Source organism: Candidatus Aminicenantes bacterium, from assembly GCA_026393855.1.
Classification (GTDB): domain Bacteria; phylum Acidobacteriota; class Aminicenantia; order Aminicenantales; family UBA4085; genus UBA4085.
The window spans coordinates 34,228-49,790 of the sequence record JAPKZJ010000109.1; the positions used below are offsets into that span (position 1 = coordinate 34,228).

At 64.9% G+C, this 15,563-nt stretch carries 14 protein-coding genes and 1 tRNA gene; 10 read left to right on the plus strand and 5 right to left on the minus strand.

Annotation, left to right across the window (positions count from 1 at the left end):
• The first annotated feature begins 20 nt into the window (after nt 1–20).
• Complete coding sequence (locus tag NTZ26_13450; protein ID MCX6561507.1) at nt 21–401, plus strand: RidA family protein; 381 nt, start codon at nt 21–23, stop codon at nt 399–401.
• Here NTZ26_13450 and NTZ26_13455 read toward each other — a convergent pair.
• The gene (locus NTZ26_13455) at nt 398–2,194 is read right to left on the minus strand and encodes a hypothetical protein (protein MCX6561508.1); all 1,797 of its coding nucleotides are present in this window, start codon (nt 2,192–2,194) and stop codon (nt 398–400) included. The two genes, NTZ26_13450 and NTZ26_13455, sit on opposite strands and share 4 nt — an antisense overlap.
• A 110-nt stretch (nt 2,195–2,304) precedes the next feature.
• Here NTZ26_13455 and NTZ26_13460 point away from each other — a divergent pair, with 110 nt between their 5' ends.
• From NTZ26_13460 to NTZ26_13475, 4 genes are read left to right on the plus strand one after another with little or no spacing between them, the layout of a single operon-like run.
• A complete protein-coding gene (locus NTZ26_13460) occupies nt 2,305–2,520 on the plus strand; it encodes a zinc ribbon domain-containing protein (GenBank protein MCX6561509.1) in 216 nt (71 codons plus the stop codon).
• Between the two features lie 43 nt (nt 2,521–2,563).
• On the plus strand, nt 2,564–3,193 hold the full coding sequence (locus NTZ26_13465) for an outer membrane beta-barrel protein (GenBank protein ID MCX6561510.1): 630 nt from the start codon (nt 2,564–2,566) through the stop codon (nt 3,191–3,193).
• Nucleotides 3,194–3,206: 13 nt separating this feature from the next.
• Complete coding sequence (locus NTZ26_13470; GenBank protein ID MCX6561511.1) at nt 3,207–4,904, plus strand: S8 family serine peptidase; 1,698 nt, start codon at nt 3,207–3,209, stop codon at nt 4,902–4,904.
• A 60-nt stretch (nt 4,905–4,964) separates the two neighbouring features.
• Nucleotides 4,965–6,095 carry a family 10 glycosylhydrolase gene (locus NTZ26_13475; protein MCX6561512.1) on the plus strand — a complete coding sequence of 377 codons (1,131 nt, stop codon included), beginning with the start codon at nt 4,965–4,967 and terminating at the stop codon, nt 6,093–6,095.
• Here the strand turns inward: NTZ26_13475 and NTZ26_13480 are convergent.
• The 4 genes from NTZ26_13480 to NTZ26_13495 all read right to left on the minus strand — a co-directional run bounded on the left by NTZ26_13480 (nt 6,088) and on the right by NTZ26_13495 (nt 9,091).
• Nucleotides 6,088–6,570, minus strand: a complete 483-nt coding sequence (locus tag NTZ26_13480) for a hypothetical protein (GenBank protein MCX6561513.1) — start codon at nt 6,568–6,570, stop codon at nt 6,088–6,090. The two genes, NTZ26_13475 and NTZ26_13480, sit on opposite strands and share 8 nt — an antisense overlap.
• Before the next feature lie 8 nt (nt 6,571–6,578).
• On the minus strand, nt 6,579–7,409 hold the full coding sequence (locus tag NTZ26_13485; GenBank protein ID MCX6561514.1) for a carbon-nitrogen hydrolase family protein: 831 nt from the start codon (nt 7,407–7,409) through the stop codon (nt 6,579–6,581).
• A gap of 80 nt (nt 7,410–7,489) precedes the next feature.
• Nucleotides 7,490–8,878, minus strand: coding sequence for an aminopeptidase P family protein (locus NTZ26_13490; GenBank protein ID MCX6561515.1), 1,389 nt, complete (start codon nt 8,876–8,878; stop codon nt 7,490–7,492).
• Nucleotides 8,879–9,014: 136 nt separating this feature from the next.
• Nucleotides 9,015–9,091 (minus strand) — tRNA-Met (locus tag NTZ26_13495).
• Nucleotides 9,092–9,264: 173 nt separating this feature from the next.
• On the opposite strand from NTZ26_13495, the gene NTZ26_13500 reads away from it, so the two are divergent.
• Genes NTZ26_13500 through NTZ26_13520 form a run of 5 tightly spaced genes read left to right on the plus strand, consistent with a single transcriptional unit; the run spans nt 9,265 to nt 14,929 of the window.
• Entirely contained in the window at nt 9,265–9,759 is a 495-nt protein-coding gene (locus NTZ26_13500) for an NADH-quinone oxidoreductase subunit J (GenBank protein ID MCX6561516.1), read from the plus strand.
• On the plus strand, nt 9,756–10,058 hold the full coding sequence (nuoK, locus tag NTZ26_13505; protein ID MCX6561517.1) for an NADH-quinone oxidoreductase subunit NuoK: 303 nt from the start codon (nt 9,756–9,758) through the stop codon (nt 10,056–10,058). The genes NTZ26_13500 and nuoK overlap by 4 nt, the downstream gene beginning before the upstream one ends.
• A gap of 4 nt (nt 10,059–10,062) precedes the next feature.
• Complete coding sequence (nuoL, locus tag NTZ26_13510) at nt 10,063–11,961, plus strand: NADH-quinone oxidoreductase subunit L (protein MCX6561518.1); 1,899 nt, start codon at nt 10,063–10,065, stop codon at nt 11,959–11,961.
• Nucleotides 11,958–13,511: an NADH-quinone oxidoreductase subunit M gene (locus NTZ26_13515; GenBank protein ID MCX6561519.1), complete on the plus strand. Its 1,554-nt coding sequence runs from the start codon at nt 11,958–11,960 to the stop codon at nt 13,509–13,511. The genes nuoL and NTZ26_13515 overlap by 4 nt, the downstream gene beginning before the upstream one ends.
• A gap of 5 nt (nt 13,512–13,516) precedes the next feature.
• Nucleotides 13,517–14,929: an NADH-quinone oxidoreductase subunit N gene (locus NTZ26_13520; protein MCX6561520.1), complete on the plus strand. Its 1,413-nt coding sequence runs from the start codon at nt 13,517–13,519 to the stop codon at nt 14,927–14,929.
• Nucleotides 14,930–15,563: the final 634 nt, after the last annotated feature.

Below are 15,563 nucleotides of genomic sequence, written 5' to 3' on the forward strand. Positions count from 1 at the left end.
CCGCCGAGAGGAGATTCCCGATGAAAGAAGCGATCCATACCGATCATGCGCCCAAGGCTCTCGGCCCCTATTCGCAGGCCATCCGTCACGGCCAGATGGTCTTCTGTTCCGGCCAGGTGGCCATCGACGCGGCCACGGGCAGCGTCGTCGCCGGCGGCATCGAAGAACAGACCCATCAGGTCCTTAAGAACCAGGCGGCCGTCCTGGCCGCGGCCGGCTGTTCCTTGGCCGACGTCGTCAAAACGACGGTTTTCCTCACCGACATGAACGAGTTCGCGGCCATGAACAAGGTCTACGGCGAGTACTTCCCGGCCCCGTTCCCGGGACGATCGACCGTCCAGGTCGTCCGCCTGCCCAAGGACGTCAAGGTCGAGATCGAAGTCATCGCCGTCAAGCCCTAAAGGCCGCCGGCGATTTTAATCACTTTATAGAAACGATCCCGGTATATTTCCGGATCGCGGCAGGGCGTTTCGGCATACAAGACCGCGTAGCCGACGCCGTAGCGTTCGCGGAGCCGGTGCAGACGATCTTCCCCGATGATCCGATAACCGCGGTCCATCTCGCGGGCGGCGGCGAAGCCGGACTCCGTCGAAGGACCGTAGGCTTCCTCCAGCCGGCGCCGCCATTCGGCCAAAGCCGCGTCTGTCGTCGGCATGAACTTGAAATCGGCCAGCAGAGCCCGCCGCGATACGAGCCGGATGCGGCCGAGGAGGGGCGGCACGACGAGCGTCGCGCCCGGCGGCAGCGAATCCCGACAAAACCGCGCCGCCGCGTCTTCGCGCTGTCGCCCTTGTTCGAGCGTATAGACCGGACGGGTCCGGGCAAGGAGCCGCCCAGCAACCGGAAAACGGCTCCCCTCGGGAAGGACGATCAGCGCGATGAGGCCGGCCGAAACGGCCACAACGGCGGCCGAAGCCAACCGGCGGAAGCCGGCCTCTCGAAGCCCCAGCCAAGCCGCGGCCACGAGACCAAGGCCCGCCAACGTCAACCCTTGCTGTCTCGACGGCAGGGAAACCTCGCCCATTCTCCCGAGCGAAGACGCGGCCAGGATGGCAACGCTCCCGAGGGCAAGGGCGAGTGGAAGCCGGAAGCGGCTCGCAGCATTCGGCTTCCGGGCCAAGCCGGCAACCGCCCCGGCCAGGAGGATGAACCCAAACCACTTGAGGACCGCCATCAAACGGAAGAGCTGAAGGATCGCAACCAGGCGGATCGGCACGGCCTGAACAAAGAACCATCCGGCGGCCATAGCGAAAACAACCAGGCCCAGCCCGACCATAATCCTCGAAGCGAGAACCGGAGACCCGGGCTCCCGGTGCCGCCAGCGGCGGGCCAGGTAAACCGTCGCCGCCAAGAACGCCGCGGCGACAATCCAATCGGCGGGGGGAAAGGCCGCGGGCCAAAGGTGGTGCGGCGCCCGGAAGCGCGCATAGATGCCGATAAACGCCTCGGTCGTCAGCGCCCGCGGCGGTTGACCGCGGAACCAGGCCAGGCCGGCAAAGCTCGCCAGGCCGGCCAGCGCCAGGAGAGATCCGGCCGCCTCCCTCGCGGCGGAGCCCGGCCTCTTCCCTCCGGTTCGGCCGCGGAGTGCCGTCCAGGTGCGCTCGAAGAATGTCGAAGCCAAGCCGAGAGCGGCGATTTCCAATCCGACCAAAGGGTGGATCAACGCGGCCGGGATCGCCGCCGCCAGCGCCCGCCCGGGCCGACCCTCCAACCCGAACCAGAGCGAGGCCAGGGCTAGCGGCATCGCCACGGAAAAGGCCACCGCCGTCGGCAGCCGCAGAAAACCGGCTTCTCCGAGGCGCGGACCTTCCAGGGCCAGCACGGGCAGAACGGCCAGAACCGGCGCGGCCGGGGCTCCCGGGAATATCCGGCGGGCGGCCAGGGCCGTGATCAGCGCGACCCCGGCGTTCTGGAGGAGAGTCAGGAGGAGGAAGACGGCCGGGAGCGGCAGGACCCCGGCCAAAAGGGCGCAAAAACGGGCGAAATATTGGCGCGGGCCGCCGGCCGAGGCGTCGACCGAGAAATCCCCCGCCGCAAAGGACGGGTCGAGGATCCGTTCGATATGCGGCAGGAGCTCAACATGGTTTCCCATGCCGAAGCTGTAGCCGAGGCCGAAGGTGGCGACCGCGCCGGCCAGGATCGCTAAGAGGACGAGATCGGCGATCGAGACGGTGCGGGTAAGGGAAAGAGGCATGGGGCTTCCGATCGGCGCCCTCTAGATTAGGACGAACGACGGCCCCGCGCAAGCGCCGGGACGGACGCGTTCTTGCCGCGCCACGCAAACTCCTTTACAATAGCCTTCCCATGCCACTCTACGAATTCCGCTGCGACGCCTGCCGAAACAAGTTCGAAGTCCTGGTCCGCCTGGGCGGCGAAGCCGATGTCCGGTGTCCGACCTGCGCCGGCTCGGTGCACAAGCTCCTGTCCGCCTTCGGCATCGGAGGCGGCGGCAGCCGGCTTAAGGCCTCGGGCCACTCCTGTACCTCCTGTTCGAGTCATTCGTGCAGCACATGCAAATGAACAGCCGGTCGGGCCTCCGGGGCGGCATCGGCAAGGAGAACACATGAAGAAGACCCTCATCCTCATGATGATTGCGGCTCTTGCCGCAGCCGTTCCGGCCGCGGCCGCCGGACAATTCACGCTGGTCGGGGGCTATGCCCTGACGACCAACGCCCATATCGGCGGCGGCGTCGCCTTCGGGCTGTTGTTGAGCTTGCCCATCGCCCGCGGCTTGAGCCTGGAGCTCGGCGCCTCCCGCCTCCAGGTCTCGACCAGCGACGACCCCGACGGCTTGAGCGCCGGCTCCGTCAGCCTCATCCCGATCGAAGTCGGGCTGCGCGGCCGCATCCCGCTCGGCCAAAAAATGGCTCTCTTCGCCGCCGCCGGGGCCGGGATCACCTTGCCCCATTTCGCCTTCGACGCAGGGCTCGTTAAAAGCTGGACGGATATCGGGTTCAGCCTGGAGGAGAAGCTCGATCTCTCCTTCTCGGCTTCGGCCCGCTGCGGCCTCGAGGCCGCGCTCACGCCCCGGCTCGGACTCGTTCTGGAGGCGGGCTATCGGTTCTGCCGGGCTAAAGGCAGCTGGGCCATCCGGGACGCAGTCGGATCCGAGTCCGTCAGCGGAACCTTCACCGGTTTGAACTTGGACTCGATCGTCCTGGGTTTGGGCCTGGCCTTCTCCTTCGGAAGATAAAGGGAGTTACGTTATGCACGCCACCCGACATGCCCTCCGCTTCCGCCGAGCCTGGATGATCTCGCTGGCGGTCGTCTCGGCCGCCCTGCTCTTCAAGCCCGGAACGGCCCGCCTCCAGGAACCGCCCCAGCCGCCGGCCATGGATCTTTCGCCGAGCATGCTTCCGGTTCGCGAAAGCCACCCCAAGATGCAGACCGCCCTGGCCCGCCTGGCCGCCATCGAGGAGCGGGAAGGCTCGGAGGCGGCCGCCGCCTTTGCCCAACGCCGCCGCATGACTTGGAGCGACGGCGGCGTCCGGGTCATCACCGAAACGGTGACCGGCGAGATGGCCGGCGCCGCCGGGACGATCGTGCCGCAGGTGAGCGGGCACATTCAAGCCCTGGGCGGGACCATCCAGACAAGCCACCGCAACCGCATCCAGCACATCCTTCCGGCCGCCGCGCTGAAAGCCCTGGCCGCCGATCCGCAAGTCGCCTATATCCGCTTGCCCTTGCGGCCCTTCAAACAGGCCGTGATCAGCGAAGGCGTATCCAAGACCGGCGCCGACAAATGGCGGGACTTGGCCGCGTTCCGCAACGGCACGCCCGCCAAGATCGCCATCCTCGACCTCGGATTCATGGGCTACTCCTCCCTCTTGGGCAAGGAGCTGCCCGCCAAGGTAACCACCCGGTCGTTCCGGGCCGACGGCGATCTCTCGGCCTTCGAAGACCACGGCGCCGCCTGCGCCGAGATCGTCTATGACATGGCCCCCAACGCCGAGCTCTACCTGGTCAACATCGACACCGACGTGGAACAGTCCCAGGCCGTCGAATGGCTGAACTCCAAGAAAGTGGACGTCATCTCCTATTCGCTGGGCTGGTTCAACGCCGGGGCCGGCGACGGCAGCGGCCCTATCGACGCCGACGTGGCCGCCTCGAACGCCCAGTGGGCGGTCTCGGCCGGCAACGGCGCCCTCGATCACTGGGACGGCCTCTTCAACGACCCGGACGCCGACGGCCTTTTAAATTTCAGCGGCAGCGACGAGCTCCTGGATTTCTACGTCCCCGCCTACGAGACGGTCGGAGCCTTCCTGAACTGGAAGGACTGGGGCGTCTACAACGGCTACGACTACCCCGGCTCGAACCAGGACTACGATCTTTACTTGTATATCTGGAACGGGTCGTCTTATCAATTCGTCGATTCCTCGACGAACGACCAGACGGGCAGCCAGTGGCCGACCGAGGAGGTCTACGGCTGGTACTCAACGACTTCGACGTACTGGGCCGTGGCCATCCATAAGCACAGCGCCAACCGCAGCCTCAAGCTGGAGCTCTTCATCGTCGGCAACAGCAAGGCCATCGAATACAACGTCCCCGCGCGCAGCATTTCCATCCCGGCCGATTCGCCCGACGCCTTGACCGCCGGCGCCACGGATGCGGTCAGTGATCTTTACCACTCCTACAGCGCCCAGGGACCGACCCACGACGGGCGGATGAAGCCGGACTTGGGCTCTCCCTCGGGCGTTTCCACAAGCACCTACGGCCCGGACAATTTTTACGGAACTTCGGCCTCAGCGCCGCACCTGGCGGGCGCCCTGGGCCTGATCAAGGGCGGGACGCCCTACACCATGGCCCAGATCATCTCCATCCTCAAGACCCGCGCCGTCGACCTGGGCGATCCAGGGCCCGATTATAAATTCGGATACGGCCGGTTGAACGTCAAAAAGCGGTAAAGCGGCGCCGCCGCGGCCGCCCGCTCGGCCGGAGGAAGGCCGACGACAGGAGGTATAGCCGTGCATACGCAGCCCCGTCTTATCGTTTTCGTCCTGGCCTCGGCCATCGGACTCGCGGCGGTATCGACGCCGTCATCCGCCTGGACCGGCCCCGCGGCGCCCGGGACCGAAGTCCGGGCCGTTTGGGCCCATCCGGGCCAGTTTGGCCCCGATCCGGTCGAAGCCCGGACCCGGATGCGCGACGCCCTGGAGGCTTGGTCCCAAGCCGGCATCGATACGGTCATCATGCTGGTCAAGACCACTTCGGGCCATGTCTATTGGCCTTCCAAGATCGGAGAGCGCGATCCGGCCTATACTCGGTACGATCTTCTTGGGACGCTGATCGAGGAGGCTCGGCCGAAAGGGATCGTCATCCAACCCTGGTTCTGTGTATTCAACGAAGGCGCCATCGTCGGACAAGTCCGCCAGCACCCCGAATGGCTGATCCGCTCGCCCGAGGGCGAGCTGGTCGGAGTCGCCAATCCCGCCCTGCCCGAAGTCCGCGACTATGAGCGCAGCCTGATGATGGAGGTGGCGTCGGCTTATCCCGTGGCTTGGATCCACCTCGACTACATCCGCTACCCGTCCTCGCCGCACGAGGTCTACTTCAGCTGGGACCCCAAGACCCGGGCCCTGTTCAAGGAATACGCGGGCCTGGATCCCATAGAGATGAAAGCCCGCGACTCGGGCAACATGATGTGGGACGAATGGATCGTCTGGAACCAGAGCCGGGTCACGGCCTTCCTGCGCGAGCTGCGAGCCGGGCTGGCGGGGCTGGGGCGCCCGATCAAGATCTCGGCCGCCGTCTTCCCGAGCGCCGAAGAGGCCAAGGTCCTGATCGGCCAGGACTGGGCGGCCTGGTGCCGGGAAGGCCTGATCGACATGCTCTGCCCGATGCTGTACACCAACAACCTGGGATTCTTCGAGAAATACGTCCGTCAGGCCATGGAGGCGGCGGGGGGTCGGATGCCCGTCCTGCCCGGGATCGGGATCACGACTTCGCACAACCAGAACACGCCCGCAGGCATGATGGCCGAGATCGAAATCGGCCGCCGCCTGGGCGCGGCCGGCCATGTCTTCTTCTCCGGAACGGCCCTGAAGCCCGAGTTTCTGGACGCCCTGCGTGCGGACCGAGCCGGCCGGGTCAGGTGACGACTTTCTTAATCTTGTCCTTCTCAATCATCAGGCGGCCCTGGTAGGATACGCAGTTGAGCAAGATCAGGACGCGGTCCTGGTCCGACAGGCTGGCCTTGAACACGCCGCGCAGCCCCCGGAGAGGGCCGGTGGCGACCTCGATCTCGTCGCCGAGCTCGGGCTCCAAGCCGTATTTCTGCAGCTCGATAAAGCCGTCCGCTTCGCGCGACCGGATCTCCTCGATCCAGGCCTTGTCGATCGGAATGGGGCCTCGCTCGTCGCCGACGAGCGCCCTCACCCCTCGGGCGTATTTGACCAGCTTGTATTGAGCAGGGAAGTCAAAAAACACAAATTGATAGCCCATGAAGAACGGCTTGATGACGGCGCCTTCGCGGGTCTTGGGGTTGTAGACCCGGAGGCCGGCTTCCTGGAAGATCTTTTCGACGTGGAATTCCTTCTTCGGCTTGATGGAGACGACATACCAGCTTTCCATTGGGGGATTCAATCCGTGAGCTTCAGCTCGCGGTAGAGGCCGGGGCGGCGGTCCGGCAGAAAATGCCGCTTGGCGTGACAGGCGGGAATGAGGGCCGGGTCGCAATCGGCGAACAGGAGATGGTCCCGGTCCCCGGGAGCGCGGGCCAGAACCTCGCCATTCGGACCGACAACGAAGGATTCGCCCGCGAAATGGAGGACGTCCTCCGCCCCGACACGATTGCACAGGGCGGCGAAATATCCGTTCTGGAAGGCGCTGACGCGGACTTCGCCTTCGTAGAGGCCCTCGCCCCATTCGTTGAGGACGCCGGCTTGGGGAATGATCACGATCTCGGCCCCAAGCAGGGCCAAGCCGCGCATGTATTCGGGGAAATGCCGGTCGTAGCAGATGGCGACGCCGATCCTGCCGGCCGCGGTATCGTAAACGAAGCGCGGCTTGTCGCAGGGAGCATAGTAGCCCCGCTCATGGAAGCCCGGGCCTTCCATGATGTGGACCATCCGGGTCGTTCCCAGGAGGCGGCCGTCTGCGTCGAGGACGGGCGATGAGTCGTAAGTGCGGTCGCCGTCCCGTTCGAAGAGGTTAAGCACGGCGACCATCCCGTGGCGGCGGGCCAAGGCTCCGAATTCCTCGGTCAGCGGGCCCGGGACGGTCTGGGCGAAGCGCCGGAAATCGGGCCGGCTCGCGGCCGGGACTTGGGGCAGGAACGGCAGGAAGGCCAGCTCGGCGAAGGCAACGAGCCCGGCCCCGGCCCGGGCCGCCTCCTCGAAGGCGACGCGTCCCCGGCGCAGGTTGTCGTCGAGGTCGGGGCCGGCGTGCTGCTGGACGAGAGCGATCTTCATGAATCCGGTAAATCCTTTGACTAGCGCGGTATTGTAGCCGATCGGCGTGGTCAGGGCAAGAATGGCGGGGCGTGCGGGGCTCAGATCGTCGCCGCCGCCTCCACCTGGGCCGCCGTCTTGGGGATGAGCCTGCCCAGGACGCGGACGCCGTCGCGGGTGATCAGGATGTCGTCCTCGATCCGGACGCCGCCAAAGCCGCGGTATTTCTCGAGCTTGTCGAAGGCCACAAAATCCAGGTTGGTCTTCTCCACCTTCCACTTGTCGATCAGGGCGGGGATGAAGTAGATCCCGGGCTCAACGGTCATGACGTGGCCCGGCTCAAGGGGCCTGGCCATCCGGAGGTAGGCCAGCCCGAATTGGGGGCTTCGCTCGACCGAGGGATCGTAGCCGACGTTGTTCTCGCCCAAGTTCTCCATGTCGTGTACGTCCAGCCCCAGCATATGACCCAGACCGTGGGGGAAGAACAGGGCGTGGGCGCCTTTGGCCACCGCTTCGGCAGGGTCGCCCTTCATCAATCCCAGATCCTTGAGCCCATCGACGACGATTCTGGCCGCAAGCAGGTGGACCTCCTTGTAAGGCAGGCCGGGCTTAGCGAACTTGATGGCCGCCGTATTGGCCGCCAGGACGATCTCATAGATGTCCTTCTGGCGGGGCGTGAACTTCCCCCCGACGGGGATGGTCCGGGTGATGTCGGCCGCGTAGTGGAGCAAAGACTCGGCGCCCGAATCGACGACCAGAAGGCGACCCTTGGCCAGCTTGTTGGCATGGCCGTGGTTGTGCAGGATCTGGCCGTTCACGGTCAGAATGGTCGGAAAGGCGGTGGCCCCGCCGTCGGCCATGGCGATGCCGTCGATCCGCCCGGCGATGGCATGCTCATAGACGCCGGGCTGGGCCATGCGCATGGCCGTCTCATACATCTTGTAGGTCGTCTTCAACGCGGCCTCGATCTCGGCCACTTCCTCATCGGACTTGATGGAGCGCTGGGCCACGACGGCCTTGACCAAGGCGGCGGAAGCGCGGCCCTTGGCCTCGGCCGGCGGGATGCCCAGAAGGTCCTGCAGCTTGAGGCGATGCTCGGCCCGGTAGGGAGGCAGGATGTGAACCGTTCGCCCCTTAGCGGCGGCATCCTGGAGATACGCCGCCAGGGCTTTGGCCGGGCGGGTCTCCTTGACGCCGACTTCAGCCGCCCGTTCCTTGATCGTCGGCAGAAAGCCCATCCAGATAATGTCTTCGATTTCGATGTCGTCGCCGAAAAGGACGTCATGGCCCGCTTCGACATCGACGGCCGCCGCCAGGCCGGGCGAATCGAGCCCGAAAAAGTAGAGGAACGAGGAGTCTTGGCGGAAATGGTAGCCGTTGGCCGCATAGTTCATCGGACTGTCGTCGTTGCCCAGGAACAGGGCGATCCCGGAACCGAGGGTCCGGCGCAGGGTCTGGCGGCGCTTGGCGTATGTCTTGGAGTCGAACATGTGTATTCTCCCGAAGATGGAATCGAACGCGCGGGCGGTCGTAGGGAGATTAACAGACTCGGGCGGGGGAAGTCAAAATTTCCGCGGCCGGACAAGGCCCGAAGGCCTTGTCTATTTGGAGGGAGGGGAAATTCGGTGGTAGCGGGGGTTGGATTTGAACCAACGACCTCCGGGTTATGAGCCCGACGAGCTACCAGGCTGCTCTACCCCGCAGTCACGCGCCGTATTATACATGGAAACGGTCGTTTGTAAAGCCCCCCGTTCGAAATCGCGTCAACCCGGCCGAGGGGGACGATCCGGCCCGAACGCCCCCTGCAAGAAATCCGATCAAAAAACTAGGTTTACAATTGACTCCGCCTTGAAATCCCATATAATTGGGTTCAATCATGGCGGAAATTCTTTTCTATCTGTTCTCGACCGTCTCGATCGGCGCCGTCCTGGCCATGATCCTCTCCCGCAACCCGGCCTATGCCGCCCTTTGGCTGGTCCTGGCCTTTTCCTCCCTGGGCGGGCTCTTCGGCCTTCTCGGGGCGCCGTTCACCGCGGTCGTCCAGATCATCGTTTACGCCGGGGCCATCATGGTCCTGTTCCTGTTCGTGCTGATGACCATCGACGTCAGGGCCGGACTCCCCCGGGAGAAGCGCCGGCTGGCCCGGGCGGCCGCCGTCGGCCTGGCGCTCCTTCTTTTGGCCGAAATCGGCCTGGCCGCGCGCAGCCTGATCGTCTCGCCCGAGGCGGCCAATGCCGCTGCGGTCAAGCCGGCCGCCATCGGCCGCCTCCTGTTCGAACAATATCTCTACCCTTTCGAGATCACTTCGCTCCTCATCATGGCCGCCCTGGTCGGAGCCGTCGTCCTAGTCAAGAAGAAGGACCCCGCATGATCCCGGCCGGCTCATTCTTCGCCGTGGCCGCGATCCTGTTCGGCCTGGGAGTCGTCGCCTTTTTCGTCCGCAAGGACCTGCCGACCCAGTTCCTGGCCGTCGAAGTCATGCTCAACGCCGCCAACCTGGCCTTCCTGGCTCTGGCTAAGCCCGCCCGCGCGGCGGACGCCCAGGCTGTAGTCTTCTTCGTCATCACCGTCGCCGCGGCGGAAGCCGCCGTCGGCCTGGCCGTCATCCTGGTCGTCTTCCGCCGCCGCAAATCGGTGCGCGGCGAGGATCTCCGGACGCTCAAAGGCTGATCGCATGAACGTCGCCTGGCTGATCCCTTTCGCGCCCGGGGCGGCAGCCGTGATCCTGATCGTCTTCGGCCGCTCCCTCTCGCGGCGGCTCGTCGTCCGCCTGGCCTGCGGGTCGGTGGCCGTTTCCTTCCTCCTCTGCGTCTTGTCCGTCCTGGGCCTGCGGGCGGCCCGCGGAAGCGATCCCTACCCGGCCCGGGTTCTTTTCTCCTGGATCAAGGCCGGTGACTTCCGGGCCGACGTCGCCTTCCGTTTCGACCCGTTGGCTGCGGTCATGGCCCTGGTCATCACGGGCGTCGGCCTACTCATTCACGTCTATTCGACGGGCTATCTGGCCCGCGAAAAAAGCTACGCCCGCTATTTCGCCGCCCTCAATCTGTTCACTTTTTCAATGCTCCTCCTGGTGTTGGCCTCGAACCTCGTCCTGATGTTCGTCGGCTGGGAGGGCGTCGGGCTATGCTCGTACCTGCTGATCGGCTTCTGGTTCGAGAAGCCGGCCGCCGCCTCGGCCGGCAAAAAGGCGTTTCTCGTCAACCGGATCGGGGACGCCGGGTTCCTGCTGGGCGTCCTGGTCCTGCTGTTCGCCGTCGGCACCGCGGAGTTCTCGGCCGTCGACCAAGCCGTGGCGGGCGGGACTCTGGCCAAAGGGACGGCCACCCTGGCCGCCCTGCTCCTCTTCGTCGGGGCGGCGGGAAAATCCGCCCAGATTCCCCTCTTCGTCTGGCTACCCGACGCCATGGAAGGCCCGACGCCCGTCAGCGCCCTGATCCATGCCGCGACGATGGTCACGGCCGGCGTTTACATGGTGGTCCGGTTGAACGCGCTTTATGCCTTCTCGGGCACGGCGGCCCAAGTGGTGGCGATCGTGGGAGCCGTCACCGCGGTCTTCGCCGCCACGATCGCGCTGGTTCAAAACGACATCAAACGGGTCCTGGCCTATTCGACGATCTCCCAGCTCGGATATATGTTCCTGGGCTGCGGCGTCGGGGCCTACGCGGCCGGGATCTTTCACCTGGTTACCCACGCCTTCTTTAAAAGCCTCCTCTTTCTGGCGGCGGGCAGCGTCATCCACGCTCTATCGGGCGAGCAGGATATGCGGCGGATGGGCGGCCTCAAGCGGCACCTCCCCCGCACTTACCCCGCATTTCTGATCGGGGCCCTGGCCATCGCCGGCGTCCCTTTCCTCTCAGGATTCTTCTCCAAGGACGCCGTCCTTGCCGCCGCCTACGCCGGAGGGCACCGGGTCCTTTGGGCCGCAGGCCTTGGAGCCGCCATCCTGACCGCCTTTTATATGTTCCGACTCATCTTCCTGACTTTCCATGGGAAGGAGCGGACAACCCCCGAGGCCAAAGCCCATCTCCACGAATCGCCCGCTTCCATGACCATCCCCCTGTTTATCCTGGCCGGGCTGGCCGCCGCAGCCGGGTGGATCGGGCTTCCGGCCGTCTTGGGCGAGAAGGCGGATCTTTTCCGCCGCTTCCTGGCCCCGGTCGTACCGACGATCCGGACGGTCCCTACGGAAGCCTCGACGGAGTGGCTTCTCATTCTGGCGTCGACGGCCGCCGCGGGCGTGGGGATCGGACTGGCTTGGCTTTTCTACCTCCGCGCACCATCCCTGCCCGTCAGGCTGGCGGCCTGGTTTCCCTGGATCCACAGGATTCTGCTGAGAAAGTATTATGTCGATGAGATTTACGACGCCGTCTTCGTCCGGCCTCTCGTCGGAGCTTCCGGGCTCATCTACCGCCGCTTTGATCTGGCCGTGATCGACGGCGCCGTCAACGGTGCCGGCGCCGCGGCCGGGTTCGCCGGCCGGCTGGCCGCGTCGCTGCAAACGGGACGGATCAAGGACTACGCCCTGGGCTTCGTTTTGGGCACAGCCGTCTTCCTGGGGTTGATTTTGCTATGAACATCCCCGTGCTGACTTGCCTGATGGCCCTGCCGCTGGCCGGGGCGGCGCTGCTCGTATTCCTGCCCAAGGAACGCAAAGAAGTCCTTTATGGCACGGCCCTGGCGGTCACGCTTCTCGTCCTGGTCTTGGCCGTCTGGATGTTCATCCGTTTCGACGGCAGTACGGCCGCCCCCCAGTTCGTCGAGCGGGCGGCCTGGTTGGGCGGCGGGATTCAGTATCACCTGGGTGTGGACGGCATCAGCCTGGTCCTGATCCTGCTCACGGCTTTCCTGGTACCGCTGGCCCTCCTCTCGTCCTGGAACGCGATCCGAGCCAAGCTGAAAGAATATCTGTTCTTCCTGCTTCTGCTCGAAGCCGGCGTCATCGGCGTCTTCGCCGCCCTCAACCTGTTCCTCTTCTATGTCTTTTGGGAAGCCATGCTCATCCCGATGGTCTTCCTGATCGGCGTCTGGGGCGGCCCGCGCCGGGTCTATGCGGCCACCAAGTTCGTCTTGGTCACCATGTCGGGCAGCCTCCTGATGCTGGCCGCGATCCTGGTCCTCGGTCATCTCTCCGGCCAAGCGGGCAGCCCAACGACATATGACATCTTCGAGCTTTATCGCCTGGCCATCCCGGCGGGGACTCAGACTTGGCTCTTCCTGGCCTTCGCCCTGGCCTTCGCCATCAAGGTGCCGATCGTCCCGCTGCACACCTGGCTTCCGGACGCCCATGTCGAGGCGCCCACGGCAGGCTCGGTCCTGCTGGCGGCGGTCCTGTTGAAGATGGGCGCATACGGGTTCCTCAGGCTGGCGATCCCGCTGTTTCCCGACGCGGCGGCCCGTTTTCTTCCCGCTCTCGCCGGGCTGGCCATCGCCGGAATCCTGTATGGCGGTTTCATGGCCCTTGTTCAGAAGGACATCAAATCCCTGGTCGCTTACTCATCCGTCAGCCACATGGGTCTGATCATGCTGGCGCTCTTTTCCCTGAACATTGAATCCGTCCAAGGGGCGGTCTTTCAGATGCTCAATCACGGCTTGAGCACCGGGCTGCTCTTCCTTCTGGTCGGCATCCTCTACGAACGGGCCCACACCCGGGCCATCGCGGATTTCGGCGGCGTCGCCCGGGTCATGCCGGTCTTCGCCGGCTTCTTCCTCATTGCCTCGCTCTCTTCGCTCGGCCTGCCCGGCCTCAACGGGTTCGTCGGCGAGTTCCTCTGCTTCTACGGCATTTTCGGGGCCAATCCCATCTGGGCCGTCCTGGCCGTGCCGACGGTCATTCTAGCCGCCGCCTATCTATTGGGCCTCGTCCGGCGCGTCATGCACGGCCCTGTCGCCAACGATCTCGTCCGCAACCTGAAGGATATCAGCGCCCGCGAGATCGTCGTCGTCGTCCCCATCGTCGTCATGATTGTCTGGATGGGCCTCTTTCCCCGCACCTTCCTGGCCAAGACCGAAGCGTCAGTGGCGGGATACATCCAACTGCTCAAGGGACATGATCGGGTCTTTGTCCGGCAGCCCGCCCCGGCCCGGCCGGCGGGACCCGGCCAAGCCCGGGAGCGGTCGCTGTGACGACGATGTCCGCCCTCCTGCCGCTAGCCGTCGTCTCGGCGGGGGCCATCTTTGTCCTTCTCCTCGATGCCTTCTGGAAGCGCGAATCGAAGGCCCATCTGGCCGTCGTCTCGCTCGTCATTCTGGGCGCATCGGCCTTTTTCACGATCGGGCTCTGGGGCCGCGACGCGTCCTTTTTTTTCGGAAGCAGCCTGCGCCTGGACGACGCGGCCATCCTGACCACCCTCCTCCTCTTGGCCGCAGCTGCGTTCACCGTCCTTCTCGGATGGGGTTGGATCCAGCGTCTCGACGCCGCCTTCGGCGAATTCTACGGGCTCCTCCTTCTGGCCGCAGCCGGGCTGATGATCATGGCCCAGACCCGCGACCTCCTGGTCGTCTTTTTGGGACTGGAGGTGTTTTCAGTCTCCGCCTATGGGCTGACCGGATTGAAGCGGAACGACGACAAGGCCTCCGAGGCGGCCGTCAAGTATTTCCTGACCGGCAGCTTCGCCGGCGCCTTCCTGGTCTTTGGACTGGCGGTCCTTTTCGGTCTGACCGGAAGCTTCGGCATCGCCGAGACAGCGGCCTCTCTCGGGAGCGGCCCCACGGCTCTGCTGGGGTTCGGCTTCCTCCTTTCCGGGCTCGCCTTCAAGCTGGCTCTGGCGCCCTTCCACATGTGGGCGCCCGACGTCTATGAAGGCGCCCCGACCCCAATTGCCGGATTCTTTGCGGTCGCCCCCAAGGCGGCCGGTTTTCTGGTTTTGCTTCGGCTCGTGGCGGCGGTCCCCAAGGCCGTCTGGGTCAGTCTGCCCGTCTTCCCCTTCCTTTACGCTGTGGCCGCCTTAACCCTTGTCGTCGGCAACCTGGGCGCCCTGCGGCAGAAGAACCTCAAGCGTCTGCTGGCCTATTCGAGCATCGCGCACGCCGGGACGATGGCCATCGCCGTCTTGGCCGGCGATGGGGCCAGCCTCTTCTTCTACCTGGCCAATTATCTGTTCATGGGCCTGGGCGCCTTCGCCGCCCTGACCGCCATGTCCAGTCATGGTCGGGAATACAACGAGCTGGACGATTTCGCGGGAGCCGGGTTCAAATATCCCTGGATCGGAGCGATCTTCGCCGTGATCCTGATCTCCATGGCCGGCTTTCCCCCGACGGGCGGTTTCCTGGCCAAGTTCCTGGTCTTTTCGGCCGGCGTCAAAGCCGGCCTGACCCCCCTCGTCATCCTCGGCGTCGTGACCAGCCTTCTTGCGGTCGCCTACTATCTGCGCGTGGTCGTGGTCATGTATATGCGGGACCCGGCGCCCGGCGTCGAAATCGAGATCGAGAATCCCTCCGCCCTGCTGGTCCTGTTCCTGGGGCTTGTCGGCGTCATCCAACTCGGCTTATTCCCGGCCAACATCCTGCATTTCATCCGTCAGGCCGCGGCATCGTTGTTCTAAGCCCTTCACAACCGCATCCCCGCCTTCGACGCAAGGAGTTGTGTCATGGATTTCGGGATAAAGATCTTCGCCAAATTCCAGGGAGGTTAGGCGGTTCGGAGTGTCGGCCAACGGCGAAATCGCGAGGGCGGCGCCTTTTTCCACAACTCTCCGAGGGAACCTGGCGTTGCCAGGTGCCGAGGGCTGTTTGAGCCTGCAATTATCGATCGGAATCGAAACGGAGTGGATAGTCTCTATAACCGGATGATCTGGAAAGCGCAGTTCCGCCCTCGCGGGGACTGCCGAAGCGACGTCCCTACGAGGACTGCGAAGCGCTGGAGGCACCGAAGAGAGCTGTGGGAAAAGGCGAGAAGAGCCCGAAGCCGCCCTCGCGAGGACTGTTGAAGCAACCGTCCTGGCGAGGACTATCAAAGCTTTGCCGGGACGATACTCCGAACCGCCCCTCCCGGAACTGCGCTAAAACTAAAAAAAAGCGGGTATTCGGCCTTCAAGATTCTTTGCGGACGGGCCGGCGGGAGCGACGGCGGCGCCGGGGCGGGTCGCCGAAGCCGCCCCGCGGGAAGGACTGGCGGAACAGCGATTCAAACGTCCGCCCTTCGCCGGGCAGATCGCCTTCCGTGACCAGGAAAAAGAG

What these genes read in the sequence shown, in the direction of transcription:
- NTZ26_13450 (MCX6561507.1), top strand. Translation starts at nt 21, where the DNA reads ATGAAAGAAGCGATCCATACCGATCATGCGCCCAAGGCTCTCGGCCCC.
- NTZ26_13465 (MCX6561510.1), top strand. Translation starts at nt 2,564, where the DNA reads ATGAAGAAGACCCTCATCCTCATGATGATTGCGGCTCTTGCCGCAGCC.
- NTZ26_13515 (MCX6561519.1), top strand. Translation starts at nt 11,958, where the DNA reads ATGAACATCCCCGTGCTGACTTGCCTGATGGCCCTGCCGCTGGCCGGG.
- NTZ26_13460 (MCX6561509.1), top strand. Translation starts at nt 2,305, where the DNA reads ATGCCACTCTACGAATTCCGCTGCGACGCCTGCCGAAACAAGTTCGAA.
- NTZ26_13485 (MCX6561514.1), bottom strand. Translation starts at nt 7,409, where the DNA reads ATGAAGATCGCTCTCGTCCAGCAGCACGCCGGCCCCGACCTCGACGAC.
- NTZ26_13500 (MCX6561516.1), top strand. Translation starts at nt 9,265, where the DNA reads ATGGCGGAAATTCTTTTCTATCTGTTCTCGACCGTCTCGATCGGCGCC.
- NTZ26_13480 (MCX6561513.1), bottom strand. Translation starts at nt 6,570, where the DNA reads ATGGAAAGCTGGTATGTCGTCTCCATCAAGCCGAAGAAGGAATTCCAC.
- NTZ26_13520 (MCX6561520.1), top strand. Translation starts at nt 13,517, where the DNA reads ATGTCCGCCCTCCTGCCGCTAGCCGTCGTCTCGGCGGGGGCCATCTTT.
- nuoK (MCX6561517.1), top strand. Translation starts at nt 9,756, where the DNA reads ATGATCCCGGCCGGCTCATTCTTCGCCGTGGCCGCGATCCTGTTCGGC.
- NTZ26_13470 (MCX6561511.1), top strand. Translation starts at nt 3,207, where the DNA reads ATGCACGCCACCCGACATGCCCTCCGCTTCCGCCGAGCCTGGATGATC.
- nuoL (MCX6561518.1), top strand. Translation starts at nt 10,063, where the DNA reads ATGAACGTCGCCTGGCTGATCCCTTTCGCGCCCGGGGCGGCAGCCGTG.
- NTZ26_13490 (MCX6561515.1), bottom strand. Translation starts at nt 8,878, where the DNA reads ATGTTCGACTCCAAGACATACGCCAAGCGCCGCCAGACCCTGCGCCGG.
- NTZ26_13455 (MCX6561508.1), bottom strand. Translation starts at nt 2,194, where the DNA reads ATGCCTCTTTCCCTTACCCGCACCGTCTCGATCGCCGATCTCGTCCTC.